Source organism: Streptomyces sp. NPDC021622 (genome assembly GCF_040640795.1).
Lineage (GTDB): Bacteria > Actinomycetota > Actinomycetes > Streptomycetales > Streptomycetaceae > Streptomyces.
Window position 1 is genome coordinate 517,982 of record NZ_JBFACK010000002.1, and the last position, 24,173, is coordinate 542,154.

The window sequence follows — 24,173 nt, forward strand, 5'->3', positions numbered from 1 at the left end:
CTCACAGGTCATCGGCCCCCGGCGGAAGGTAACGCGTCCTGAGGAAGTCTTCGAGGCAGAGGGCCGCGAACGACGTCGAGACGTACTTCCAGCGTTCCTCGCGCCCCGGCCCGAAGTCGCTGATCCCTCGGAAGATCAGCCAGGGGAGCCCCTCCGCGGCCTGGGAGAATCCGTACGACTCCATGTCGCCGGCGCAGATGGTGTTGTCGACCTCCCGCAGGCCGGGCAGCAACTCCCCGTCCCTCAGGACCTCTTCGCCCGAGGCAATGGTGACACCGGTGGTGTGCACCTCGGGAATGCGGGCCGCCGAGAAGGTCTCGGGGACTTCGGCGGGAGACAGACCGCGGACGAACTCCCGTACTCTGCTCGCGTAGTCGGTCCTTGCGGGGTTGTAGTAGTGCAGCCCGTGGCCGTAGTCGCTGCGCCCCTGCCCGTGCTTCGGCCGTGGCTGGAAGATCTTCCCGGGGAGCCGTCGACCGGGTGGGAAGTAGTGGACGCGGTCGCAGGCCACCACGTCCCCGATCCGCACCGCTTCCGGCACTCCGCAGGCGGTGCCGAGCAGGCAGATCAACTCCGGTTCGTAGCGCCTGAGAAGAGCGTCGACGGACTTCACCATCTGTACGTTCCCGGTCCTGCCCGCCGAGGTGATGACGACCGACAGGGGCTTCTCCGGGCGGTATCCGTTCGGCACACGGGTCGGAAAGAAGCGCTGATCGCCCACGACGGCATCCCTGCGGAAGTCGTCCTGGGTCATGCCGAAGACGCCGAGCGCCGCGTCGAGTTCCTCGATGATGACGACCACCACGGCGACGTCGACGGGCTCGGGCTCGGGCGGCGGGGGCGGCATGGCGGGTCCGTTCCAGGGGGCCGTCGGATGGGGCGGCAGGAAGGATTCGACGACCATCCGGTCGAGCTCGCGGCGCACCCCCATGGGGAGGTCAAGGGCCTTGCGCGCATAGTCGGCGATCAGCATGTTGCGTTTGATGTGGCCGAGTTCATCCGGATTGTGCCGGCCGAGCGCCCATTCACGGCGTCGGTTGTGCAGCAGATACACCAGCGTCAGACAGGCCTCTTCCACCAGTTGGGCGCGCACGCCGCCGGCCTTCATGCCCCGCCCCTGGTGGCCCGTATCCGGTACAGCGGGTGGACGGGCAGGCCGTCGAGGTCCGTCTCGTCGGAGAAGTCGAGGATGGGGATGTAGACCACCGGATGGATCTCCCTGCTGAGGAGAAGCGAGAGCATCGCGCGGGCGGTGTGGCCCGATGCCCGGAACTCGTCGAGGATCACCACTTTGTCCCTGCTGCCCCGCAGATGGTGGAGCTGGCGCTCCCAGATGTCACTGCTCGTCCGCCCGCGCCGCACACCGGCGGCGCTCCGGCCGTCGGCGGACGTGCGGTGCCCCAGGACCTCGCTGGGGATCCTTATCGTCACCGGCCGGCCCCGCATGAGGGTGCTGATCCTGACGAGAAGTCTCTTGATGCGCTCCTCGTCGGGGAAGACGAAGACCGTGCTGGCGGGCGCGAGGCCCCGTGTCCGCAGGAGGGAGATCACCTTGGACGCGATCCAGTTCCCGTAGTTGTCGAATACGTCCCCCATGTCAGGGGCGTAGCGGAAGAAGCTCCCCTCGGGTGTCGGGGCGACTCTTTCCTCTCCCCACTTCGACGTGAGGAGGATTTCCCAGGCGTCGAAGGTGCGCAGGGTGTGGTGTTCCCTCAGCGGGTCGGTGTGCGGCAGGCCGATGGTGCACTGCTCGCAGTCCTGCTGGCGGGACGCCTTGCGGCTCACCGTCCGTTCGACGTCGAGTGGCGGCACCGTGTCCGCGAGTTCCGCCTCGTCGTCGGTGGCCAGGACGGTCCAGGCCCGCGGGGCCAGGCGGATCCCTTCCCGGCGCATGTTCCTGATGATCCGCTCGAACTTCTGCCGCTTGCTGACCACGGCGAAGAAGAGCACGACCGTGCTGTGGATGGTCACGCCGTCCAGGGGCTTCCCGTCCGGGCCGAAGACGCCGCCTTCGGAGTCGAACGTCCCGAAGTCGAGCCGCAGGTCGGCGGCGATGCCGGCGATGGCCTCGTCCAGGCCTGTCTGGCGGTCCTTGCTCAGCAGCAGGAGGTCGCCCGGCACGTCAGGATCGGCGAGCACCGTGGTGCGCAGCCATCGTTCGGCGAGCTCGGCGATCTCCGGCGCGGCATGGCCGGTGTCGAAGAAGTAGCGTTTGCAGAGCGGGCCGTTGCGTTCGCGGGAGGCATAGTGGCCGAGTCTGCGGACGATCTGGCCGGACATCCGCTCGCGGGGATCACGCTGCGGCGGATCCTGCTTCAGCGGGTAGACGGACGTGAAGTCCCGTCGCAGGGATCCGCTGTCGCCGTGCAGCCATCTGATGGTCCCGTCGTTGGAGATGACCACCAGTTTGGCCGCGGGTTCGCGGCCGTCCGCCAGTGAGCGCAGGGCCGGCCAGAATTCGGACCGGGCGTGGGGGAACGCCGGCAGGAGGATCGCGAGCGACCGGTTCGCGGCCTGCGCGGCCCAGAGCCGGACGGTGTCGGCCACGCCGATGAGCAGCGACTCGCACAGCTGACTGTAGGGGGTGGCCGCCAGATCGATGACGAGGAACTGCGGCCCCCGGCCCGTCGGCAGCGTCCTGCCCAGATAGTCCGCGATCCTGAAGGACTCGTAGGTGAGTTCCTCGGAGGTGATGTAGACGGTGTCCCCGGCGGGCCCGATCGAGACACTCCGCCCTACGAGGGTCTCGCCCAGCCACTGGTAGAAGTCGCCCCGCTCATCGGCGACCGGTTCGGGGGCGTCGCGGGCCACCGTGATCTGCCGGGCGGTGACCAGGGGCAGGGGCCTAGCCATCTCGCACCGGTATCCGCACGGCGAGCAGATTGCCGTGCTGGTCCGGGAGTTGGGGTCCGGCGGCCACCTCGACCCGGTATCGGGCCCGGTCCGCGGCCGGGGCGGCGGATATCGTGAGCCGGGTCCGCCTCGACGCGATGCAGAGGCTCCCGCCGAACACGTCGACCGCGCAGTTGTAGAGCGCGTACATGCCGTCGCTGCCTTCCGCGCCGCCGCCCGCCGACCGGTCGCGCGGCGTGCTTCGCATCAACCCGGCGAGGAGGACTTCCGGATCCTCCGAATCGGGCCATGCCTGCCAGGTGCCGCGCCCTGGCTCCTCGCCCGGGGACCAGCCCTGAGCGGCCACCGTGAACTCCTCCGTCCGGGGCAGCTCGGCCGCCAGATCACGTTTCCTCAGCTCACTGATGAGCGACTCGCTGTCGTCCCAGATGGCCAGCGTGAGGGTGCCCGCGCCGGGCCCTTCGCCGGGCAGCTCGAGTTGCGCTCCGGTGATCGCGGCCTTTCCGTACCAGCGTTGCAGCAGCGGGCCGCTGACGAGTTCTTGGACCAGTACGCGGATCACCTCGGGCGCGGGCCCCAGGAGCATGCTGCGGAGCAGCCGCGTCAGGGCGAAGCCTCCCCAGCAGGCCACCTCGTCCTCGAGTATCCGCAGACGGGCCGCCGCACCGTCGATCCGGTAGGGCCGCAGTCCGAACCGCCGCTGGGCCGTGAGGTAGGCGAGAACCGAGGAGCGTGGGCTCGCGGAGCCGGGGACGGTCGCGCCGGACGGCGCCTGTTCACCGAAGTACGCACGGTCCTCGTCCATGACCAGATCCCTGAACGGGACCCGGGCGGCCGAACCGGCCGCGAGCGGGAACTGCCACTGCCGCAGGACATGCCGGGCGGCGGCGTCCACGGGCAGCCGGATCCTGGTGTCCAGGCCCGCGTCCCTGCGGGCGGCGCACACCGACAGGAGTTGCTGCAGCGCCACCACGTCGAAGGCGGTCGCCGAGGAGAGGTCGAGGAGCACAGACCCCGAAGGCTGCGGATGGGCCGAGGCGTCCGCAAGCACCCTGTCCACCTGAGCCGTCGACACCCGCCCGGCGAGGCGCAGCCGCCGCATCGACTCCACTGAAGGTGAGCCACGGACACGCATTCGGCCTCCCGGAGAGGGTGACGTCGAATGTTCCCCCTAATGGGGCAAGAAGGAAACTGTAGCGGGAAATGGGCCCAACTGACCCTGTTCCGGCGGCACTTGACGGCGCCATATCGCAGGTGAGTCCGGTGAGGTCACGGGCGGGGAAGCTGCCCGCGACCTCACCGGAGGCGGCGATCCGCCGCCGGGAAGGGGGCTAGGCCCTCAGTCCGCGTACAACTGCGTTGCCGGGACGATCTGTTGCTCCTGGCCGGGGCTCGACCACAGCAGCTTCATGTGGGCCTCGCCCGTGTTCTCCGCGTAGTCGATCCTGATGGAGTGCCGGGTGCCCGCCGTCAGCTTCACCTGGGCCTTGTCGATCTTCGGCTCGTGCGGCGTCCAGGAGTCGATGACCAGCTTGCCGTCGATCCACACCCGCGCCACGTCGTCCGAGACGGCCGTCAGCGTGTACGTCTCCGAACGGCGCGGCTCCAGCTTGCCCGTCCAGCGGACGCCGAACTTGTCGGAGGGAATGTCGGCGGCCGGTGAACCCTCGTACTTCCAGGCGTGGTTGACCGTCGCGTCGGTGCGGGTGATCTTCGGTGTGCCGCTCAGCTCCGCGTTGTCGAAGATCTCCTGCTTGAGGCCCTTGCCCTTGCCGGGGCGGGCCGTCGGGCCGGGATCGACCTTCAGCTCGATGACGGTGGCGGTGTCGTTCGTCGCCGCTCCGGAAGGCTTGATGTCGTATCCGTCACCGGACTTGGTGACCTCCACCCGCTGGTCACTGCCGAGCACTCGCGCCGATGTGACCTTGAAGTCCGTGCGCGCCTTCAGATGCAGGGCGGTGCCGTCCGTCGGCCACTGGGTGACCGCCGCGTAGAGCTTGTCTCCCTTGCGGCTCACCGAACCCCAGGCCGGTTCCTCGACGAGTCCGCCGTAGAGGGCGCCGAAGATTGCCTCGCCCTGGCCGGACGTACGTAGCCAGTCGCCCATCTGCTTGAGGCGGTCGACGGAGGGCTGCGGGACGCGGCCGCGGGCGTCGGGGCCGACGTTCAGGAGGTAGTTGCCGCTGCGGGACGTGGTGGAGAGGAGGTTGCGGGTCAGGGTTGCCGCCGACTTCCAGTTCTGGTCGTAACGGGCGAAGCCCCAGTGGTCGTTGAGGGTCATGCAGGATTCCCAGAGCTGGCCGTCGACGGGGGCGCCGGGGATCTCCTGCTCGGGGGTGCCGTAGTCGCCGTCGACGACGCGCCGCTTGCCCACGCGGTTGTTGATGACCAGGTCGGGGTCGAGGTCGCGGAGGTAGGCCTCCAGCTTCTCGCCGTCCTTGGCCGTCCAGGGGTTGTTGGGCTTGTCGGTGTCCCACTCGCCGTCGAACCACAGGAGCGCCGGGTCGTAGTTGTCGACCAGCTCCTTGAGCTGGGCGCGCATCCGCTTCTCGTACTTGGGGAACGTGGCCGGGTCGGGGAAGTCCTTGTCGTGCCAGTCCCAGATCGAGTAGTAGAAGCCGAGCTTGATGCCCGCGTCGTCGGAGGCCTTCTTCAGCTCGGCGAGAATGTCGCGATTCTTGTCGAAGGACGAGTGGTCGCGCAGGTTCCAGTCGTTGACCTTCGTGGGCCACATCGCGTAGCCCTCGTGGTGCTTCGAGGTGATGACGATGTAGCGCATCCCGGCGTCCTTGGCCGCCTTGACCACGGCCTTGGCGTCGAAGTCGGCGGGGTTGAAGGTCGCGGCCTGCTTCTCGTACTCGGCCTGCGGGATGTCGCACTGGCGCTGGATCCACTCGGCGTCACGGCAGACGGAGCCGTCGGCCTTCTTGTACTCGCCCTCCAGGTTCGAGTACGCGCCGAAGTGGATGAACATGCCGAAGCGGTCCTGGCGGAACCAGCTGGTGCGGTCGGCCGTGAAGGGGTCGTCCGTGGCGTGGTCGGTCCCGGGGCCCGCGACCGGCTCCGGCTCGCGGTCCGGAACCGCGGTCGCCTGGGGGACGACGGCGAAGGCCAGCGAGGCGGCGAGCAGCAGGGCTGGTCCGGCGGCTCTCTTGCGCATGGGGCGGCTCCTGAGGTTGAGGGGTCGCTCGGGAACGTAGGGAGGAATACATCGGATGTCAATGCGCCCAACTGACCCTTCTACACCGGATGTTGACTGCTTCACCTCGCATCGCTCCGATGACTGACCGGCAACCGGCACGCACCCCGCGGGCCCGCCCACTCCACGACCCGCCCCGCGCCAATGAAAGGTTCAACCGAAATGCGATCAAACACCGAAAGGCGTCCGCCGAATAATTGACAATTAACCAGAAGAGTGATTCGTCCAGTGGTGTAGCATCGGATGAGGCAGATATTCATCGACGATGAGAATCAGCCAACGGGGGCAAGGAGCAGGAGACTTGGTGCCCCCATGTTCTGATCTTTCACAGTCGTGAATGCGGAACCCAGGGGGGTCTTCAATGTCATCGATAAGGGTCCTGCTCGTCGACAGCGAACAACTGGTGCTCGAAGGTTTCCGAAAGCTCCTCGACGGCTTTACGGAATTCTGCGTGGTGTCGATAACCCACGACGCGGCATCGGCGCTGGCGCAGTTACACAGGCACCGCCCGCAGATCGTCGTGATGGGGCTCGGCGTGGCCGGCACGGGCGGTGTGGACGCGATCCGGGCGATCCGCCGCGCATCCGGCCACGTACGGATCGTCATCCTCTCCTCCAACCAACAGCCGGTCTACATGCGAGAAGCCTTCGTGGCCGGCGCCAACGCCTATCTCTCCCGCAGCATCGACGCCGGAGAGCTGCGCGAGACGCTGCTCGCCGTGCACCGCGACGGCGCCGCGTTCACGGCGGCCACCGCGGGCCCGATCCTGCAGTTGATGGCGGGCCGCGGCTGCGGCGACGACTCACCCCTCGCGATGCTGACGGAACGCGAGCGGCAGATTCTGTCCATGGTGGCCGACGACCACGAGACGGATTGCATCGCCAAGCATCTCGGACTGCGCCCGAAGACTGTCCGGAACTATCTCAGCCGTATCTACGCCAAACTGGGCACACCCAATCGCGTACAGACCGTGCTGTACGCAAAACGCTCATTGGGCCGGCAAGGAGATCTGGCGACCGACCCGTGATGTGAGTGGAATTCCTCGGCAATTGGGTAATTCAGCGCGGTTCCTGTACGTGCGCCACCGCCCTGCACCATGCCGCGCCCGCATCCGCGAGGGCGATCGGGAAGGCCATGAAGGTGAACGGGCCGCGCCGCGGCAGCCCTCGCAGCCCCGCAAGGCCCTCGATCTGGATGAACTCCCGCTCCCTGCCGTGCAGATGAGTGGGCCACAGCGCTCCGGGGTCACGCGTCTCGTAGAAGGACTCCACCATCGCGCGGGCCGGGCCGTCGAAGCTCCAGCAGTCCGTGCCGATGACCTTCACGCCGAGGTCGAGGAGGTGGTCGACGGCCTCGGGGGTGATGGCGGTGGACTGCGTGTAGTACGCGGGAGTGCCGAGCCGGAGATCGGAGTCCGTGCGGAACAGCACCACCGTCCCGGGTCCCACCACCGTCCCGGGCTCCGGCCCCGAACCCGCCGCGTCCAGCGCCTCCTTGACGCCGGCCGCCGTGACACGGCCCCCGCAGCCGCGGACGTCGAGCACGACACCAGGACCGCTGAACCATTCCAGGGGCAGGTCCATCACCTTCTTCGCCGGTTCGCCCGCGCACTCGGGGCCGTAGTGGAAGGGCGCGTCGACGTGCGTGCCCTGGTGCACGGACATCCGGTAGAACTCGTTGGAGAGGAAGCAGCCGCCGGGCAGATCGCGCTCGCGCAGACGCCGGGCGCCGGTGAGCCACCGCCAGAAGTTGAGGTACCTGTCCCTTCTGCTGTCACCGGGCAACGCCCGGATCCTGCGGGACAGTTGGCGGATCCCGTCGCGGTGCAGCCACTGCTCGAACTCGACGCCGGGTGCCCGGCGGCTGATGGGAATGCTCAGGTCGACGTACATGGTCGGATGCGTCTCGCTCTCCGTTGTCGAGGTTCATGACGTTGTTGAGGTTCATGCGCTGTTGAGGTTCACGCCGCTGTTGAGGTTCATGCCGCGTAGGTGAGCAGGCGACGGATCGCTGCCGCCGCCGTGTGCCCGTAGGCGCCCCTGGCCCGGTTCAGCAGGACGCGTACGTCCATCGGGTACTCCTGCGAGCCGGGTGACTCCAGGGCGAACGAGGCCAGGACGCAGCCCAGTTGGGCCGCCCGCTCCAGCGGGATGCCGCGCGCGACGCCGGCCACGAGGCCCGCCCGCAGCGCGTCCCCCGCCCCGGCCGGATCGGCCACGGTGACCGAGCCGATCGCGGGGACGAGGGACGGCCGGTGGCCCGCCCGCTCGATCCGTACCCCGGCCGGGCCGAGCGCGGTCACCCACGCCCCGACCCGGTCGAGGAGCTGCACGGCGGTCCAGCCGGTCGCTTCCCTCAGGAGTTCGGACTCCCCCTCGCCGCTGAAGAGGCAACGCGCCCCCGGCAGCAGGGACTTGGCGTCTCTCCGGCTCATCCCGGAGATCTGCCGGGCGACGTGGACCGCGAACGGCAGCCCCAGCGCACGGCACTCCTTCACGTGCCGGAGCATCGTGGCCGGGTCGTCGCCCGGCGCGATCATCACCAGGTCGATGCCGCCCGTGCGCTCCACGACGGAACGCAGCGGGCGGGCCCGCGCCGAACGCGTCGCGCCCGGCCGGAAGGTGCTGATCCGGTGCCCGTCGACGTCGGTCGTGGACACCTGTCGCGCGGTGGGCTCGCCCGGCACGACGCGTACGGAATCGGTGTCCACGCCGTGCTGCTTGAGCCACACCTGGTAGTCGGCGAAGTCGGAGCCCGCCACGCCCACCAGGACCGGGTCCTGGCCCAGCCTGCCGAGCCCGTAGGCGATGTTGGCCGCCGTGCCGCCCCTGCGTGTCTCCACGCGCTCGGCGAGGAACGTCAGGGACGCGATGTGCGGCCGGCCGGTGACCGGCCGCACCGGGAAGCGGCCCGGGAAGGTGATGAGGTGGTCCATCGCGATGACCCCCGTGACTGCGATGGGCACAGGGCACTCAGACCCCGGACTCGATCTTCCGCTTGATGCCCGTCTGGTTCTGCCGGGTGTGCGCATTCATGCGCTCCACGACGGTCGGCAGCGGGACATCGAACCTGTCGTCGACCTCGAAGTCCTGCACCCAGGTCATCAGCGTCCCCTCGGGCACCTGCCGGTAGCTCCACCTGAGGTGCATATAGCGGAACGGGTAGAGCGGATCGCGCCGCTCGGCGACCGCGGTCAGCTCCCGGTGGTCCAGGAGCCGCCAGGACGTCCAGGTGGAGCCCTCCGGGTTGCTGAGCTCGAAGAGGATCTCGGTCCAGCGTCCTTCACGCTCCTCCGAGACCACCTTCGCGTGGCTGTACTCGTCGAAGAGGTGGGGCCAGCGGCCGATGTCGTTGGTGACGTCGAAGACGTGCCGCGCGTCCGCCTCGATGACGAGGCTGTTCTCGATCCTTGGCATCTCAGCTCCTCACCGCCCCGGCGCCCGCCGACAGCAGCCGGTCCACGTAGTCGACGAGGTCGCGGAAGGTACGGAAGCCGCCCTCGGCGTCCGCGTCGATGCTGATGCCGAAGTGCTGTTCGAGGGCGACGACGACCTCCACCAGCTCGGTCGAGTCGATGTCCAGGTCCTCGGCGATGCGCCGGTCGTCGGCGAGCTCCTCGCCCTCGAAGCCCGCACCGCGCATGACGGTGACCACGTTCTCTCGTACATCCATGGAACTCACGTACTCCTTGGGAAAGTTGATGTTTCTGATGTGCCGTCAGTCGGCGACATCCGCGTCAGTCGGCGACCGCGATCGCCACGGCGACGCCCGCCTCGTGCGAGATGCTCACGTGAAGACCGCTGTAGTCGGCGCGCCGGAAGGCCTCGTCGGCCCGGCCCGTAAGCCGGGGCACCGGTTGCCCCGAGGCGTCGCGGCCGATCTCGACGTCCAGCCAGCCGCACCCTTCGCCGTATCCGCCGAGCGCCTTGCGCACGGCCTCCTTGGCGGCGATCCGTCCTGCCATGCGGTGTGCCCGGTGGCGCGGCGAACCGTCGCACAGGGCCTGTTCGTTGACCGTGAGCAGGCGGTCGACGATCCGCTGTCCGCGCCGCTCGACCATGCCCCGCAGCCGCTCGACGTCGACGACGTCGATGCCCACGGCGCGGATGCCCACGAGCGCGGGCAGGACCCTCTTCGCGGTCAACGCCTCAGCAGCAGACATGCGTTGACACCTCCCAGACCGCGGGAGACGACCAGCGTGTGCTCCAGGCCGGAGACCTGGCGCGCCGCGCCGGCGACCAGGTCGAGGTCGATGCCCGGCGCCTTCCTGTCCAGGTTGACCGTCGGCGGTACGACGCCTTCGCGCATCGCCCGCAGCGCGAGCGCCGTGTCCGCGGGCGCCGCTGCTCCAAGGAGATGCCCGAAGCCCGACTTGGGCGCGGTGACCGGGAGTTGACCCGCCCTGGCACCGAACGCCTCGTGCAGCGCGTACCCCTCCGTGACGTCCTCGAAGGGGATGCCCGAGCCGTGCGCAAAGACCGCGCCGATGTCGGCGCCGGTGATCCCGGCGCGTTCGGTGGCGGTCCGCATGGCGCGGCCAAGGACCTGTCCGGTGGGTTCGACGGTGTAGTACGGCATGTAACCGTCCGTCGTCACACCCCACCCGGCCAGTTCGCCGATGATCGTCGCGCCGCGCCGCTCGGCGTGCTCGCGGCGCTCCATGACCAGGAAGACCGCGCCCTCGCCGAAGACGCTGCCGCCGTGGCCCGCGTCGAAGGGCCGGTACAGCTCGTGCGGGGCGAGCGAGCCGCGGGACTTGGCGCCGAGCCCGCTGGTCTCCATGCAGAGCCAGCCGTACGGCGAAAGGGGCGCCTCCACGCCTCCCGCGACCACCACGTCCGCGCGGTCGCGGAGCAGCGACTCCGCCGCGCCGATCAGCGCGTACGCACCGCTGGCCCGGTCGGCGACGTACGTACGGGCCGGGCCCTTGATCCCCTGGTCGATGCAGATGTTGCCCTGCGGCGCTGCGGGGAACCAGGCGGTCGCCTGGTAGGGGCTGACGGCCCGCGGCCCGTCGGTCCACAGGTGGCGCAGCTCCCGCTCGGCGAACTCCCAGCCGCCCAGGATGTTGCCGACCATGACGCCGGTCCGCTCGGGCGTGACCTGGTCGCCCACGGTGACGCGGGCGTCCGCCAATGCCTGGCGCACGGCGTGTACGGACAGGTGGGTGAAGCGGTCGGTGCGCTTGACGAAGCGGGACGGCAGTTCGGCGCGGGCGTCGAAGCCCGCCTGTCCCGCGGCGTCGCACGCGTACTCCGACGCGTCGAACCGGTCGATGGCGCCGACCAGCGGTGTGCCGTCGCGTGCGCTGTCCCAGAGGGGATCGATGCCGATGCCGGCGGGCGTGACCGCGCCGATTCCGGTGATGACGACGCTCATCGGTGGGCCCCTTCCCGTACGGCACGGGTGACGAGCGCTGCGTGCAGCCCGGCGAATCCGCTGGCGCCCTTGAGGATCGTGTCGCCGTGCCACGGGCGGCCGACTCCTGGGACGTAATCCAGGTCGCAAGTCGGGTCCGGGGTCTCGTAGTTGGCGGTGGGGTGGACGAAGGAGTGCTTGCCCTCCAGGGCGCAGAGCACGATTTCCATGGCGCTCGCCGCGGCCAGCGCGTGGCCGACCATCGACTTGGCCGAGTTCACCGGGATCTGGCGGGCGCGCTCGCCCAGGGCGAGCTTGAGCGCGCTGGTCTCGCAGGTGTCGTTCTGCGGCGTGGAGCTGCCGTGCGAGTTGACGTGATCGATGTCCTCGGGACGCAGGCCGGCCTCCGCTACGGCCTGAGTCATGGCGCGGGTCAGGTCCGCGCCGTCGGACAGCAGATCGGTCATGTGCGCGGCGTTGGAGGTGTGCGAGAAGCCGTCGATGGTCATGTACGGCGTGGCCCCCCGCCTCTCCGCGTGCTCACGCGACTCCAGGACGACCACTCCGGCACCCTCGCCGAGCACGAACCCGTCGCGGCCCACGTCGTACGGGCGCGATGCAGCTTCGGGCCGGTCGCTGTGGGAGCGCGAGAGACAGTTGATGATCTCGAAGGACGCCACGGTCACCGGGGTGATGGGTGCCTCGCTCGCCCCCGCGATCATCACGTCCGCGTCGCCGTGCCGGATCGTCTCGTAGGCGTGCCCGACCGCGTCGACGCCGCCGATGCAGCCCGTCGACAGGGTCACGCACGGGCCCCGCATGCCGAGCAGCGCGGACAGGATCGTCCCCGGAGTGTTCGACATCGAGGCGAGGTAGAGATCACGGCCCGCCTTCGCCGGGTCGATGGGCTTGCGCCCCTCGTCGGTCACCCGCAGGAACTCCTCCTCCATCCTCGGGGTGCCGCAGATCGCCGTGGACAGCGAGAGTCCGGCGCGATCGGGGTCGTATCCGCCCTGTTCGAGGCCCGCGTCACGGACGGCCTGATACGCGGCCGCGACGGCGAACTGCGTGTAGCGGTCGAGCCGTTGCACCTCGGGCGGCAGCGCGGATATCTGCTCTTCGAACCCCTCGACCTCGGCGATCGAGTCCGACAGGAAGTCGAAATCTCCGAAGAGCGCCGAACTCGTGATGTCGGAAAGGGGCTTGGTGACACTCTTCCCCGCTGAGATGGTCTTCCATAATTCTTCTGTACCTATGCCGGCCGGGCTGACCACACCGAGCCCGGTGACCACGACTTCTCGCACCACTAACGCCTTTCTCCTGTCAGGACCGTGATGAGACCGGGCGTGACGGACTCCTTCGCCGTCACGCCGTATTTCTCCATGACCGCGCGGTACGCGGATTCCTCCTGGACCGCGCCCGCCTCGGTGTTCACCAGCAGGCTGAGCGCGATCATCGGCCGGTGCAGGGCGGGCCGCCCCGGCTCCTGGCGCATGACGTCCACGACCAGGAGCCTGCCGCCGGGACACAGCAGCCGGGCGCACTCGGCGACGAGCCGCTCCGTGGCGGCCGGTCCCGCGAAACGGCTCAGATGCGCCAGTACGACGGTGTCGAAGCAGCCGTCGGGAAAGGGCGCCCTGATGGCCCCCTTCTCCGCATCCCCGGTGAAGTCGGCGGGAACGAAACGGAACCGCTCGGCCACGCCGAACTCCTCCGCCCGCTCGCGCGCGGCGCCGAGCAGCGCGGGATCGTCATGGGCCACCACCCGCGCCTGCGGATCGGCGGCGGCCAGCGCGATGCCCCACTCCCCACTGCCGGCCGCGAAGTCGAGGACACGACCGGCGGCAGGCAGCGCCAGCTCCCGCACCACACGGAAGGCGGTGCGCACGGCCACGGGAAAGATCCCGCAGAACATGCCGGGGTACCGCCCGCGCGCCTCGGGCGCACCAAGCTCACCCCCGCCGTGCCCGCCCCGCCGCACGAGTTCGGTCAGGCCGCTCCACTGCTCCCACTCCGCGAGTACGTCCGCGAAGTGGTCGCCGAGATACCCCCGGCCCCCCGCGACCAGCTGCCCACGGGAGGCCTCGGTGAGCCCCCAGCTCTCGTCGTCGCCGCCCGTGACGAGGCCCAGCTCCTCCAGGGCGGCGAGCAGTGCGCGCAGCGCGGCGGTGTCGCAGCCCAGCTCGGCGGCAAGACCCCGGGTGCCGCGCGGCCCTCGGGCGAGACCGGTGAACACGCCGAGTTCCAGTGCCGTGCCGAGGACCCTGGCGCGGGCGAACCCGAAGTTCAGGGCGAGCAGCGGGCCGGGGTCCGGGGCGTCCTCGTACGGCGCGAGGGCGCGGCGCTCGGCGGCTACGACCGGGGCGGTCACTTGCCGCCCTCCACGAGGCTCACGTACTCGGGGTTCTGCGTGTATTCGTACGGGTCGTCGGAGAGGAAGACGTTGCGCACGGGCGGCCGCTCGCACGGCGCGACGACCAGGAACCGGCAGGTCTGGCCGGGCCCGGTGACGAATCCGTGGGGTTCGTTGCGCGGGATGAAGATGGCGTCGCCCGGCCCGACCTCCTCGGTCCTGCCGAGCTCCGGCATGACGAGCCCCATCGACCCTTCGAGCACATAGATCTCGTGTTCCCACTCGTGATAGTGGGGCGGTGTGGAGCCGTTGGGAGAAACCTCGAATTCGGTGAGTACGAATCGGTCGGCGCCGTCCGGTGTGTCGATCAATTTCCGGTGGGTGGTCTCCTTCGCCCCCGGTTCGCGGACGATCTCGGCCTTGACTGCTGTCCTGTGCACGCGCTTCATGTGCTGCCTTTCCCTGAAGGGATGAAGTGAAGGGATGAGGCGCCCGGCCGCTTTCGGATTTCAAAGGGCTTTCACAGGCGCCGCGAACGAACGTAAGACGGGGGCGGCGTCCTCATCTATGGGCATAGACCGCCGCCGACGTCGGGACTTGAGGCCGGGCACGCGGGGGCGGATCGCCCATGGGGACGGGACAAAGTCCCAGGAGATCCCCGGCAGACCTCGTGGACTTCCGGGAGCACCTAGTGGACTTCCGGAGGCGCCGGCCCCGCGAGTACGCTTCGAAAATCGAATCAGCAGTAGCTGGACGCCGACGGCGACTTGAGTGAGGCCACGCTCCTGTTTCGTCCGCTCAGTACGCTGCGGACCGCCGTCACGCTGATGGGCGAGGCGTTCAGGGCCGATCCGCTGCCGAGTCGGCGCCGACCTCGGTAGCCCACCGCCGGGCCCAGGCGTCCAGCGGCATGAGCGCCTGATGGGCCTCACGGCCGAGCGCGGTCAACGTATAGGAACTGTCCGGCAGTTGCTGGACAAGACGTGCTTCGAGGAGTTCGGTCAGGCGCTGGCGCAGCACGCTGGACGACATGGCGTCACAGCGCTCCCGCAGCGCGCGAAAGCCCAGCGGATCCGCCCGCAGCTCCCAGACGATCCGCAGGCTCCAGCGGCGCCCGAACAGATCGAGCGCGGCCATCAGCGGGCGCCCGGTGGTGGAGGCGCCGGTCGGCCTGCCGGGCAGCGGTGTGCTCATCCGCCGACGCTAGCACTGCCGCTTCGGCTATCGAAGCGGTAGGCGTATTCCGGGCCCGGCGGCCGCCCGGCGCGGAACCTTGACCGCGCCCCCCCGGCCCCTTCATCGTGAGGCGCCGTCCACGCCTGTCGAGCACCGCCGAACCGGGAGGGTATCCGTTCACCATGCCCCTGGACCGCCGCACCTTCCTGGCCGCCATCGCCGGCACGACCGGCGCCACGGTCGCCTGTTCCGGAGCCGCCGCCGACAGCACACCGGCCGGGCGGCCCCCCGCCGCCGGTGCCGCCCGGCGCCTGCTCCCCCGCCACTGGGAACAGCTCACCTTCGAGACGTCGGGCCCCGCCGACACGTTCCGGGTGTCCGGCAGCCGCGGGAACATCACGATCACCGGACGCACACCGGCAGTCCAACTCACTGGTCTGCGCCACTACTTGAAGCACACCACCCACACGAACATCACCTGGGCGGGCAGCCAGACGGACCTCCCCGACCGGCTCCCCGCCCCGGACAGACCACTGAACGGCCGCGCCAACACCCCGCACCGCTTCGTGCTCAACGACACGAACGACGGCTACACGGGGGCGTACCACGACTGGTCGTACTGGGAGCGCGAGATCGACGTGCTCGCACTGCACGGCTACAACGAGGTGCTCGTGTACGTGGGCGCGGACGCGCTCTACCACCGGGTGTTCCAGGAGTTCGGCTACTCCGACCAGGAGTTGCGGGCGTGGATCCCGGCCCCGGCGCACCAGCCATGGTGGCTGCTCCAGAACATGTCGGCGTTCCCCTACCCCGTCTCGCGCCAACTCCTCGACCGCCGGGCCGCCTTGGGCAGGCGCATCGCGGACCGGCTCCGCGAGCTGGGCATGACGCCGGTGCTCCCCGGCTACTTCGGCACGGTCCCGCCGGAGTTCACGGCGAAGAACCCCGGAGCGAAGACGGTGCCGCAGGGCGACTGGGTCGGCTTTACGCGCCCGGACTGGCTGGACCCGCGCACGGAACACTTCGCCCGCGTGTCCGCCGCGTTCTATCGCGCCCAGGACAAGCTGTTCGGCGCGTCGACGATGTACAAGATGGATCTCCTCCACGAGGGCGGAAAGCCGGGGGACGTCCCCGTCGGCGACGCGGCCAAGGCGGTCGAGAAGGCACTCCACACCGCGCACCCCGGTGCGACCTGGGTGATCCTCGGCTGGCAGAGCAATCCGCCGAAGGCCATCGTGGACGCCGTCGACAAGTCGCGGATGCTGGTGGTGGACGGCCTCTCCGACCGCTTCCCCACCGTCACCGACCGCGAGTCCGACTGGAATTCAACGCCGTACACCTTCGGTTCGATCTGGAACTTCGGCGGACACACGACGCTGGGCGCCAACGCCCCCGACTGGGCGGCGCTGTACGAGAAGTGGCGCACCAAGGAGGGCAGCGCACTGTCCGGCATCTCGCTGATGCCGGAGGCGGCGGACAACAACCCGGCGGCGTTCGAGCTGTTCTCCGAACTGGCGTGGCGGACAGGTGACTTGAACCTTGACGAGTGGTTCGCCGAGTGGTCCGTGTCCCGCTACGGCGCGGCGGACCAGCACGCGGCGGCCGCCTGGGACATCCTGCGCCGCACGGCGTACGGCACGACACGCGCCGACGAGTGGTCGGAGGGCGCGGACGGCCTCTTCGGAGCGCGACCGAGCCTGTCGGCGAAGTCGGCGGCGGCGTGGTCGCCGCAGGCGATGCGGTACGAACCGTCAGAGTTCGAGCCGGCGCTGGGCGAACTCCTCGCTGTGCGAAGTGAGTTGCGCGACTCGTCCGCATACCGCAGGGACGTACTGGACGTGGCACGCCAGGCCCTCTCCAACCGAAGCCGCACCCTGCTCCCCCGGATCAAGCAGGCGTACGACGCCAAGGACACCCCTCGCTTCGACGAGCTGACGCGCGACTGGCTCGCACTAATGGACCTACTGGACAAGCTGACGGCGACCGACTCCCGTCACCTCCTTGGCCGTTGGGTGGCGGACGCGCGTTCGTGGGGTGCCGACACCACGGAGAAGGACCGGCTCGCGTACGACCAGCTGTCGCTGCTGACCGTGTGGGGTACGCGATCCGGGGCGGACGCGGGCCTTCGTGACTACGCCAACCGGGAGTGGGCCGGGCTCGTGGGCGGTCTCTACCGGCTGCGCTGGGACACGTACTTCAAGGAGCTGCGGGCGGCGCTGACCGAGAGCCGGGAGCCGAAGCCGATCGACTGGTTCGCGGTCGAGGAGGGCTGGATTCGCGATCCGGGATCACTTGCCACCGGCCCGACCGGAGACACGTACAAAGTCGCTGTTCAGGTGCGCGAACGCCTGACGGAAGGGCGATAGCGCCCCGCGCGAAGACCCCCAAGGTCACCAACTCCCCCTCCATTGACGGGTATACGTCACCCCAATTCTCTGGTAGGAAACTTTCCTAACAGTGCAAGGCAGGGTCATCCGACCCGGAACGACGTGCACCCTCCCCCCACCTTGGAGGCCCCGTGCCCACCCCCCACAGCACTCCAGCGCACCGCATACACACCTCACGCCGCACCCTGCTCGCCTTCATGGGCGCCGCGCTCGTCGCGGGGCCGGTCATCGCCTCGCAGACGGCGGGGGCCGCACCGACCGCCGAGGCGGGCGGCCTCGACGATCCGGCGAAGAAGGAGATCGCCATGAAGATCGTGTGCTCCGCAGAGAACTCCGACCTCAACTGGAAGGACTACTACCGCTACTGCGAGGACATCGGCGACGGCCGCGGCTACACCGCCGGGATCATCGGCTTCTGCTCCGGCACCGGCGACATGCTGGACCTGGTCGAGCTCTACACCGACCGCAAGCCCGACAACATCCTCGCCAAGTACCTCCCCGCCCTGCGCGAGGTCGACGGCACCGATTCCCACGAGGGCCTGGACCCCACGTTCAAGCCCGACTGGGAGAAGGCGGCGGAGGACCCCGAGTTCCAGAAGGCACAGAACGACGAGCGGGACCGCGTCTACTTCAACCCGGCGGTCGAGCAGGGCAAGGCGGACGGCCTTGGCGTGCTGGGCCAGTTCGCGTACTACGACGCGATCGTCATGCACGGCGACGGCGGCGACAGCACGAGCTTCGGGAACATCCGTAAGCGCGCTCTGGGCGAGGCGCAGCCGCCTTCGCAGGGCGGCGACGAGACGGACTACTTGAACGCGTTCCTCGATGCGCGGGTCTGGGCGATGAAGCAGGAGGAGGCGCACGAGGACACGAGTCGTGTGGACACGGCGCAGCGGGTGTTCCTCCGGAAGGGCAACCTGAACTTGGATCCGCCGCTGGAGTGGAAGGTGTACGGGGACTCCTACCGGATCGGCTGAGGGTTCTGGGCGGGGGGCTTTGGTGTCCCGGCGTCGAGTTGGCGCCGGGGCCGCCCGGTTTTCCTGAGGTTGGCGGTTCCGGGCCGGGTGTAAAGGGCGCTCCTTCGTCGCGTCGGCTGCGCCGATTCCGCTGCGCTCCACCCTTGACACCCAACCCTCCACCGCGAGAAGGAAGACGACCGGGCGGCCACGAAGCGGGGCTCACGGGGACCACCCGGCGGGCCATCCGGCTTCACTGCCGGGTGCGGACTAGTTCGTAGCAGCGCAGCCGGGTGGGAGGGGTGCGCCATCGGCTCGGGGATGGGTGGCCGGTTTCGTCAAGCGTCTGGCGACCGGATCTCCCGGCCCCGGCCAGGAGAGAGGGACAGAGAGGGGGTGTGGGGGACCTACTTTGGGAAAGTTGCGTTTGCCTAACGCGCGCGCCCCCCTTGTGCCAGAACACTACTTTTCCAAAGTAGGTCCCCCACACCCCACTCATCCAGGAAGCGACGGCCACCCCGGAAGATCCGGCCGGTAGACGCTTGACGAAGCCGTGACCCATCCCCGGACCGGCCGCGCACCCCTCCAGCCTCACGGCGCGCTGCGACGGACTAGTCCGCACCCGGCAGCGAAGCCGGATGACCCAAGGACCCGTCCCCGTGAGCCCCGCTTCGTGGCCGCCCGGTCAATTCGCTTCTCGCGGTGGAGGGTTGGGTGTCAAGGGTGGAGCGCAGCGGAATCGGCGCAGCCGACGCGACGAAGGAGCGCCCTTGACTCCCGGCCCGGAACCGCCAACCTCAGGACAACCGGGCGGCCCCGGTAAGAACACCACCACCGGCCCAGCAAAGCCCCCGCCCCACCACCCCCTACTTCCTGAACTGCTCGATCAGACGTGAGTAGCTGTCCCCCGCATGCCCACCCTCCACAGCCTTGTTCACAAGCCCGAGCGTGTAGCTCGGGAACTCCGCATCGATGTTCCGTGCCCTGCTCTCCCTGATCAGGTCCTCGACCGAGGGGCGGTGGTGTTGGAGTGCGCCGTACTCCGTCGCGTACTCGGCCCTGTCTACCTCGCCGGCGATCATCGGGAGGTACCCCAGCAGGGCGGAGACCGACGCGCCCGCGTCGTCCAGGAATCGCTTTGCCTCGATTCCCTCGCTGGACAGCAGCGCGGCCGCATGCAGGAATCCGTTCAGCGTGCCCCACATCGTGTCGTGCACGGCCATCCCGTACAGCGTCGGTACGCCGGGGTCGTCCGCCACCAGGGCTCCCCGGCCGCCTATGAGTTGAAGCGTCGGCCGGTAGCGGTTGTACACGGTGTCCGAACCGCCGTAGAAGATGACTGACTCCGCTCCCCCGATGCCCGGCGCAATCGTCATGATCTGCCCGTGGAGGTACTGCGCGCCCTGGCCCGTGGCCCAGTCGGCCACAGCCCTCGCCTCCGCCGATGTCCCGTCCGTCAGGTTGAGCACGGCGCGGCCGGACAGTGCGTCGCCCCCTGCTGATTCCAGGAGGTCGCGTGCCGTCGCGTTGCCCTTCACGCTGACGACCACGAGCGAGCCTGCGGCAACTGCGTCGCGTACGGACGCGGCCAGTTCGGCTCCCCTGGCGACCAAGTCGTCGGCCTTCTCCGGTGTGCGGTTCCACACCGTGGTCGGATGCCCGCCGTCCAGGAAGGCGCTCGCGAGCGTGAAGCCCATTTCGCCCAGGCCGATCACGGTCACGGCCGGCTTGGCTTGCGTCTGGTCTGAGGTAGTGGTCATCGATGTCATCCTCATTCAGGTAATTGGGGTGGGGCCCGGTGCGTCCTGGGCCACCTGTGGTGCTCGAGTAACGCCACGCTAAAAGCTCAACTTCGCTTGAGGTCAAGAGCCATTGGGTGCCTGACAAAGTGGCTGACTAGCGGTCATGGCAAAATCGGCGGATGCAGATCCGGATGCTCGGTCCATTTGAAGTGCGCGCGGGCGACGGCAGCCTGATCGACGTGCCGGGCGCGCGGCTGCGCGCCCTGTTGATCGCCCTCGCGCTCAGGCCGGGGCACGCGGTGCCGAAGGCGTCGCTCGTCGACTGGATCTGGGGGGAGAACCCGCCCGCCGATGCGACGAACGCCCTGCAGCGGCTCGTCTCCCGGCTGCGGAAGGTGTTGCCTGCCGGGGTGATCGAAGGGCGGACTGACGGCTACCGGTTGGTTGTTGAGGCCGATGATGTCGATGCCGTGCGGTTTGAGCGGCTCGTCACCGCAGGGCAGGCCCGCAGCGAGGATGGCTCCGGGCGGGCGCGGCTGTTGCGGGAAGCGCTCGAACTGTGGCGTGGCGCGGCCATGCAGGACGTCGGGCTGCAGGACAGCGCCGCGTTCGACGCCGCCGTCGACCGGCTCGAAGGGCTGCGGCTGACCGCCACCGAGGAGCGGGCCGACGCGGAGGTCACCCTCGGGCGCGGTGCCGAGATGGTCAGCGAACTGACCGACCTCGTGGCCGCGCACCCCGTGCGGGAACGGCTCGTCTCCGCTCAGATGCGTGCCCTCGCCGCCGCCGGTCGCGACAGCGAGGCCCTCCTTGTGTATCAGCGTGCGAGGGAGGCCCTGGCCGATGCCCTGGGGGTCGATCCCTCTCCGGAGCTTGCCGCGCTGCATGTCGCGCTGCTGCGGGGCGAGTTGGGGCCGCCCAAGGAGAAGCCCCGCAAGACCAATCTGCGGGCCGAGTTGACCAGCTTCGTCGGTGAGGGCGCCGCTGTCGGCGCCGTCCGTGAGCTCGTCGCCGGGCATCGGCTCACCACCGTCATCGGGCCCGGCGGCGCGGGCAAGACCAGGCTGGCCACGGAAACCGCGCGCACGCTGCTCGGTGAACTGCCGGACGGCGCCTGGGTCGTGGAGCTCGCCGCCGTCGGCGCGGACGGCGACCTGGGCGATGTGGCGCAGGCGACGCTCGCCGCGCTCGGGCTGCGGGACGCCCTGCTGGGCGGTTCCGCGAACACGGAGCTGACCGACCGGCTCATAGCCGCGATCCGGGAGCGGGACGCCCTGCTGATCCTGGACAACTGTGAGCATGTGATCGAGTCCGCGGCCATGTTCGCGCACCGGCTGCTCGGGGAGTGCCGGCGGCTGCGGATCCTGGCGACCAGCCGGGAACCGCTCGGCATCACCGGCGAGGCGCTCTGGCAGGTCGAGCCGCTGGCCCTGCCGAAGGGGAATGCCGGCCCGGGGGACATCGAGTCATCGCCCGCCGTCCAGTTGCTGCGGGACCGGGCCGGGGCGGTGCGCCGGGACCTGGATGCGGACGAGCGCACCTTGGCGACCATGGTGCGGATCTGCCGGGCCCTCGACGGAATGCCGCTGGCCATCGAACTGGCCGCTGCCCGCCTGCGCACCATGTCCGTCGAGCAGCTCGCCGACCGGCTCGACGACCGGTTCCGCCTGCTGACCGGCGGCAGCAGGACCGCGCTGCCGCGCCACCAGACGCTGCGCGCGGCGGTCGACTGGAGCTGGGAGCTGCTCAGCGACGCCGAGCGGACGGTTCTGCGCAGGCTCTCGGTGTTCTCGGGAGGGGCGAGCCTGGAGGCGGCCGAACGGGTCTGCTCGGGAGACACCGGGGAGGCCGGGGACACCGGAGACGGCGGAGACGGCGGAGACGGCGGAGACGGCGGAGACGGCATCGAGCATTGGCAGGTGCTCGAGCTGCTCACCTCGCTGACCGAGAAGTCGCTGCTGCGCGCCGAGGACGACCGCGCCCCGCGCTACCGCATGCTCGGCACCATCAAGGAGTACGCCGGGCAGCGGCTCGCGGAAGCGGGGGAATCGGAGCTCGCGCGCCAGGCGCACCTCGCCTTCTTCACCGAGCTCGCCGAGACGGCGGAACCGCACCTGCGCCGCGCCGAGCAGCTGGACTGGCTGGCCAGGCTGGAGGCCGAGCACGACAACATCGCCGCGGCCATGCGCGGCGCGCTCGCCGCGGGCGAGGCGCAGAAGGCGATGGAGCTCGCGGCGGGCGCGGGCTGGTACTGGTGGCTCAGCGGACGCAGGACCGAAGGCTACGAGCTGCTCACCGCGGCCGCCGAGGTGCCGGGTGAAGTGAGCGACGACGTCCGGGCCACGGTGTCCGCGGTGGTCTCGATGTTCGCGAGCGCCGGGCGGGGCGACCAGCACCTGGCGGAACGGTGGATCCGCGAGGCGCACCGGTTCAGCGAGAGCGACCGGAGCGGGCGGCGCCGCCACCCGGCACTGGGCCTCGTCGCCCCGCTGATACGCATGCTGGAGGCCGAGCCCGACGCGTTCCTGCCCGCATGGGAACTGGTCCTCGACGACGAGGACCCCTGGGTGCGCGCCCTTGCCCGGCTCCACCTCGGCAAGATGCGGATCATGCTCGGCCACGAAGGGCGGGAGGCGGACGCGTACTTGGAGAGGTCGCTCGCCGAATTCCGGGCGCTGGGCGAGCGGTTCGGGATCTCCTTCGCCCTGACCGAGCTGGCGGACCGGATGGCCATGCACGGCGAGTTCGCCGCCGCGTGCGAGCGCTACGAAGAAGCGATTGCGGTCGTCACCGAGGTCGGTGCCACCGAGGACATCATCCGGATGCGGTCGCTGCAGGCACGGCTCTACTGGTTCCTCGGCGACAAGAGCGCCTCCGCGGCCGCCATCGCCGAGGCTGAGCGGTACGCGGAACGCGTCGCCTGGCCCGACGCGCTGGCCGAACTGGCCCTCGCGAAGGCGGAACTCGCCCGGTGGGACGGTGACGCCCAGCAGGCGCGGGACCAACTCGGCGTCGCGAAGGCCCTGTTGGGCGACGACGCCGAGCAGACGTACGTCCGGGCCATGACGCACGACCTGCTCGGCTACCTCGCCGACGACATCGGCGAGGCCCGTGCACACCGCGCGGCGGCCTGCGAGGCGGCGGCCGAGGCGGGCATAGCGCCGCTGACCGCGGGGGTGCTCGTCGGGGTCGCGGACCTGGCGCTGCGCCAGGGCGAGTACGAGCAGGCCGCGCGGCTGCTCGCGGCGGGCGGGGTCGTGCGCGGGCTGCCGGACAGCTCCCACCCGGACGTGGCCCGGATCGAGGAGAGCGCCCGAAGCCGCCTCGGCGAGGAGAAGTTCGCCGAGGCGGCTCTGGAGGGGACGCGGACCGACTGGTCCCTGCTGGTCGAGGTCACGCTCGCTTCTTGAACGTGGAGACCGCCCAGACGTACCCGAGGAGGGCGATCCCGAGGCACCAGGCGACGGCCGCGATGGCGTCGCCGCCCGACGGGTTGCCCGCGAGCAGTCCGCGCAGGGTCTCGATGATCGGGGTGAAGGGCTGGTACTCCACGAACTGCCGTACGCCGGTCCCCATCGTGTCGGCGGGTACGAACGCGCTGCTGAGGAACGGCAGCATGACCAGCGGCACGGTGGACATGCCCGCCGACTCCACGGTCTTCGCCGAGAGCCCCATGGCGACGGTCAGCCAGCTGGCCGCGAAGCCGAAGAGCACGACGATCCCGAGCACGCCGAGCCAGTCGAGGGCGCTCGCGCCCGGGTCGAACCCCATCAGGAAGGCCACCCCGATGATGGCGGCGCAGGCCACCAGGGCGCGCAGTGTGGTGATGACGACGTGGCCGCTGAGCATGGCGCCGCGGGATACGTCCATGACCTTGAGGCGGTTGATGACGCCCTTGGTCATGTCGGAGTTCACCTCCGTCGCGGTGGCGCCGAGGCCGTAGCCGACGGCCATCACGAGCAGACCTGGTGTCACGTAGTCGATGTAGGCCTCACCGACGTCGAATCCGCCGCCGAGCACCTTGACGAACATGAGCATGAGGACGATCGGGAACAGGACCGCGTTGAACATCGTGGTGGGGTTGCGCAGGGTGTGCTTCACGTTGCGGCGCAGCATGATCGCCGAGTCGGCCAGTGTCGTTGCCATCGA

At 69.6% G+C, this 24,173-nt stretch carries 20 protein-coding genes; 4 read left to right on the top strand and 16 right to left on the bottom strand.

Going from position 1 to position 24,173, the window contains the following annotated elements; translation table 11 throughout:
* Position 1: 1 nt before the first annotated feature.
* The 4 genes from AB0G47_RS06780 to AB0G47_RS06795 form a co-directional block, all read right to left on the bottom strand.
* Positions 2 to 1,108 carry a hypothetical protein gene (locus AB0G47_RS06780; protein ID WP_360764753.1) on the bottom strand — a complete coding sequence of 369 codons (1,107 nt, stop codon included), beginning with the start codon at positions 1,106 to 1,108 and terminating at the stop codon, positions 2 to 4.
* A complete protein-coding gene (locus AB0G47_RS06785; RefSeq protein WP_360764755.1) occupies positions 1,105 to 2,853 on the bottom strand; it encodes a hypothetical protein in 1,749 nt (582 codons plus the stop codon). The genes AB0G47_RS06780 and AB0G47_RS06785 overlap by 4 nt, the downstream gene beginning before the upstream one ends.
* Positions 2,846 to 3,955, bottom strand: coding sequence for a hypothetical protein (locus AB0G47_RS06790; protein WP_360764757.1), 1,110 nt, complete (start codon positions 3,953 to 3,955; stop codon positions 2,846 to 2,848). The genes AB0G47_RS06785 and AB0G47_RS06790 overlap by 8 nt, the downstream gene beginning before the upstream one ends.
* Positions 3,956 to 4,192: 237 nt before the next feature.
* A complete protein-coding gene (locus AB0G47_RS06795) occupies positions 4,193 to 6,013 on the bottom strand; it encodes an alpha-L-fucosidase (protein ID WP_360764759.1) in 1,821 nt (606 codons plus the stop codon).
* A gap of 400 nt (positions 6,014 to 6,413) precedes the next feature.
* Here AB0G47_RS06795 and AB0G47_RS06800 point away from each other — a divergent pair, with 400 nt between their 5' ends.
* A complete protein-coding gene (locus tag AB0G47_RS06800) occupies positions 6,414 to 7,079 on the top strand; it encodes a response regulator transcription factor (protein ID WP_360764761.1) in 666 nt (221 codons plus the stop codon).
* A 31-nt stretch (positions 7,080 to 7,110) separates the two neighbouring features.
* Here the strand turns inward: AB0G47_RS06800 and AB0G47_RS06805 are convergent, their stop codons facing one another.
* From AB0G47_RS06805 to AB0G47_RS06850, 10 genes are all read right to left on the bottom strand, one after another.
* On the bottom strand, positions 7,111 to 7,944 hold the full coding sequence (locus AB0G47_RS06805) for a cyclase family protein (protein WP_360764763.1): 834 nt from the start codon (positions 7,942 to 7,944) through the stop codon (positions 7,111 to 7,113).
* An 86-nt stretch (positions 7,945 to 8,030) separates the two neighbouring features.
* Positions 8,031 to 9,017: a PfkB family carbohydrate kinase gene (locus AB0G47_RS06810; protein WP_360764765.1), complete on the bottom strand. Its 987-nt coding sequence runs from the start codon at positions 9,015 to 9,017 to the stop codon at positions 8,031 to 8,033.
* Between the two features lie 7 nt (positions 9,018 to 9,024).
* Positions 9,025 to 9,468 (bottom strand): SRPBCC family protein, encoded by a 444-nt coding sequence (locus tag AB0G47_RS06815; protein WP_360764767.1) that lies wholly within the window; start codon positions 9,466 to 9,468, stop codon positions 9,025 to 9,027.
* Between the two features lies 1 nt (position 9,469).
* Positions 9,470 to 9,724, bottom strand: a complete 255-nt coding sequence (locus AB0G47_RS06820; protein WP_360764769.1) for a phosphopantetheine-binding protein — start codon at positions 9,722 to 9,724, stop codon at positions 9,470 to 9,472.
* A gap of 64 nt (positions 9,725 to 9,788) precedes the next feature.
* A complete protein-coding gene (gene acpS / locus AB0G47_RS06825; protein ID WP_360764771.1) occupies positions 9,789 to 10,214 on the bottom strand; it encodes a holo-ACP synthase in 426 nt (141 codons plus the stop codon).
* Entirely contained in the window at positions 10,193 to 11,431 is a 1,239-nt protein-coding gene (locus AB0G47_RS06830; RefSeq protein WP_360764772.1) for a beta-ketoacyl-[acyl-carrier-protein] synthase family protein, read from the bottom strand. Before AB0G47_RS06830 ends, acpS begins: the two co-directional genes overlap by 22 nt.
* The gene (locus tag AB0G47_RS06835) at positions 11,428 to 12,717 is read right to left on the bottom strand and encodes a beta-ketoacyl-[acyl-carrier-protein] synthase family protein (RefSeq protein WP_360764774.1); all 1,290 of its coding nucleotides are present in this window, start codon (positions 12,715 to 12,717) and stop codon (positions 11,428 to 11,430) included. The genes AB0G47_RS06830 and AB0G47_RS06835 overlap by 4 nt, the downstream gene beginning before the upstream one ends.
* Positions 12,717 to 13,781 carry a class I SAM-dependent methyltransferase gene (locus AB0G47_RS06840; protein WP_360764775.1) on the bottom strand — a complete coding sequence of 355 codons (1,065 nt, stop codon included), beginning with the start codon at positions 13,779 to 13,781 and terminating at the stop codon, positions 12,717 to 12,719. The genes AB0G47_RS06835 and AB0G47_RS06840 overlap by 1 nt, the downstream gene beginning before the upstream one ends.
* Positions 13,778 to 14,212 (bottom strand): cupin domain-containing protein, encoded by a 435-nt coding sequence (locus AB0G47_RS06845; protein WP_360764777.1) that lies wholly within the window; start codon positions 14,210 to 14,212, stop codon positions 13,778 to 13,780. Before AB0G47_RS06845 ends, AB0G47_RS06840 begins: the two co-directional genes overlap by 4 nt.
* Before the next feature lie 391 nt (positions 14,213 to 14,603).
* Positions 14,604 to 14,957: a helix-turn-helix domain-containing protein gene (locus AB0G47_RS06850; protein ID WP_360764779.1), complete on the bottom strand. Its 354-nt coding sequence runs from the start codon at positions 14,955 to 14,957 to the stop codon at positions 14,604 to 14,606.
* Between the two features lie 164 nt (positions 14,958 to 15,121).
* On the opposite strand from AB0G47_RS06850, the gene AB0G47_RS06855 reads away from it, so the two are divergent.
* The gene (locus tag AB0G47_RS06855) at positions 15,122 to 17,305 is read left to right on the top strand and encodes an alpha-N-acetylglucosaminidase (RefSeq protein ID WP_360764780.1); all 2,184 of its coding nucleotides are present in this window, start codon (positions 15,122 to 15,124) and stop codon (positions 17,303 to 17,305) included.
* A gap of 218 nt (positions 17,306 to 17,523) precedes the next feature.
* Complete coding sequence (locus AB0G47_RS06860) at positions 17,524 to 18,303, top strand: chitosanase (RefSeq protein WP_360765150.1); 780 nt, start codon at positions 17,524 to 17,526, stop codon at positions 18,301 to 18,303.
* Positions 18,304 to 19,148: 845 nt separating this feature from the next.
* Here AB0G47_RS06860 and AB0G47_RS06865 read toward each other — a convergent pair.
* Positions 19,149 to 20,042 (bottom strand): NAD(P)-binding domain-containing protein, encoded by an 894-nt coding sequence (locus AB0G47_RS06865; protein ID WP_360764782.1) that lies wholly within the window; start codon positions 20,040 to 20,042, stop codon positions 19,149 to 19,151.
* Between the two features lie 161 nt (positions 20,043 to 20,203).
* Here AB0G47_RS06865 and AB0G47_RS06870 point away from each other — a divergent pair, with 161 nt between their 5' ends.
* Entirely contained in the window at positions 20,204 to 23,434 is a 3,231-nt protein-coding gene (locus AB0G47_RS06870; protein WP_360764784.1) for a BTAD domain-containing putative transcriptional regulator, read from the top strand.
* On the opposite strand, the gene AB0G47_RS06875 is transcribed toward AB0G47_RS06870, so the two are convergent.
* Entirely contained in the window at positions 23,418 to 24,170 is a 753-nt protein-coding gene (locus tag AB0G47_RS06875) for an ABC transporter permease (protein WP_360764786.1), read from the bottom strand. The two genes, AB0G47_RS06870 and AB0G47_RS06875, sit on opposite strands and share 17 nt — an antisense overlap.
* Positions 24,171 to 24,173: the final 3 nt, after the last annotated feature.

Bases quoted from the DNA above. Each gene is read 5' to 3' on its own strand.
- AB0G47_RS06855 (WP_360764780.1), top strand. From the start codon at position 15,122: ATGCCCCTGGACCGCCGCACCTTCCTGGCCGCCATCGCCGGCACGACC.
- acpS (WP_360764771.1), bottom strand. From the start codon at position 10,214: ATGTCTGCTGCTGAGGCGTTGACCGCGAAGAGGGTCCTGCCCGCGCTC.
- AB0G47_RS06815 (WP_360764767.1), bottom strand. From the start codon at position 9,468: ATGCCAAGGATCGAGAACAGCCTCGTCATCGAGGCGGACGCGCGGCAC.
- AB0G47_RS06805 (WP_360764763.1), bottom strand. From the start codon at position 7,944: ATGTACGTCGACCTGAGCATTCCCATCAGCCGCCGGGCACCCGGCGTC.
- AB0G47_RS06785 (WP_360764755.1), bottom strand. From the start codon at position 2,853: ATGGCTAGGCCCCTGCCCCTGGTCACCGCCCGGCAGATCACGGTGGCC.
- AB0G47_RS06795 (WP_360764759.1), bottom strand. From the start codon at position 6,013: ATGCGCAAGAGAGCCGCCGGACCAGCCCTGCTGCTCGCCGCCTCGCTG.
- AB0G47_RS06800 (WP_360764761.1), top strand. From the start codon at position 6,414: ATGTCATCGATAAGGGTCCTGCTCGTCGACAGCGAACAACTGGTGCTC.
- AB0G47_RS06850 (WP_360764779.1), bottom strand. From the start codon at position 14,957: ATGAGCACACCGCTGCCCGGCAGGCCGACCGGCGCCTCCACCACCGGG.
- AB0G47_RS06865 (WP_360764782.1), bottom strand. From the start codon at position 20,042: ATGACCACTACCTCAGACCAGACGCAAGCCAAGCCGGCCGTGACCGTG.
- AB0G47_RS06780 (WP_360764753.1), bottom strand. From the start codon at position 1,108: ATGAAGGCCGGCGGCGTGCGCGCCCAACTGGTGGAAGAGGCCTGTCTG.
- AB0G47_RS06820 (WP_360764769.1), bottom strand. From the start codon at position 9,724: ATGGATGTACGAGAGAACGTGGTCACCGTCATGCGCGGTGCGGGCTTC.
- AB0G47_RS06875 (WP_360764786.1), bottom strand. From the start codon at position 24,170: ATGGCAACGACACTGGCCGACTCGGCGATCATGCTGCGCCGCAACGTG.
- AB0G47_RS06870 (WP_360764784.1), top strand. From the start codon at position 20,204: ATGCAGATCCGGATGCTCGGTCCATTTGAAGTGCGCGCGGGCGACGGC.
- AB0G47_RS06830 (WP_360764772.1), bottom strand. From the start codon at position 11,431: ATGAGCGTCGTCATCACCGGAATCGGCGCGGTCACGCCCGCCGGCATC.
- AB0G47_RS06860 (WP_360765150.1), top strand. From the start codon at position 17,524: ATGGGCGCCGCGCTCGTCGCGGGGCCGGTCATCGCCTCGCAGACGGCG.
- AB0G47_RS06790 (WP_360764757.1), bottom strand. From the start codon at position 3,955: ATGCGGCGGCTGCGCCTCGCCGGGCGGGTGTCGACGGCTCAGGTGGAC.
- AB0G47_RS06845 (WP_360764777.1), bottom strand. From the start codon at position 14,212: ATGAAGCGCGTGCACAGGACAGCAGTCAAGGCCGAGATCGTCCGCGAA.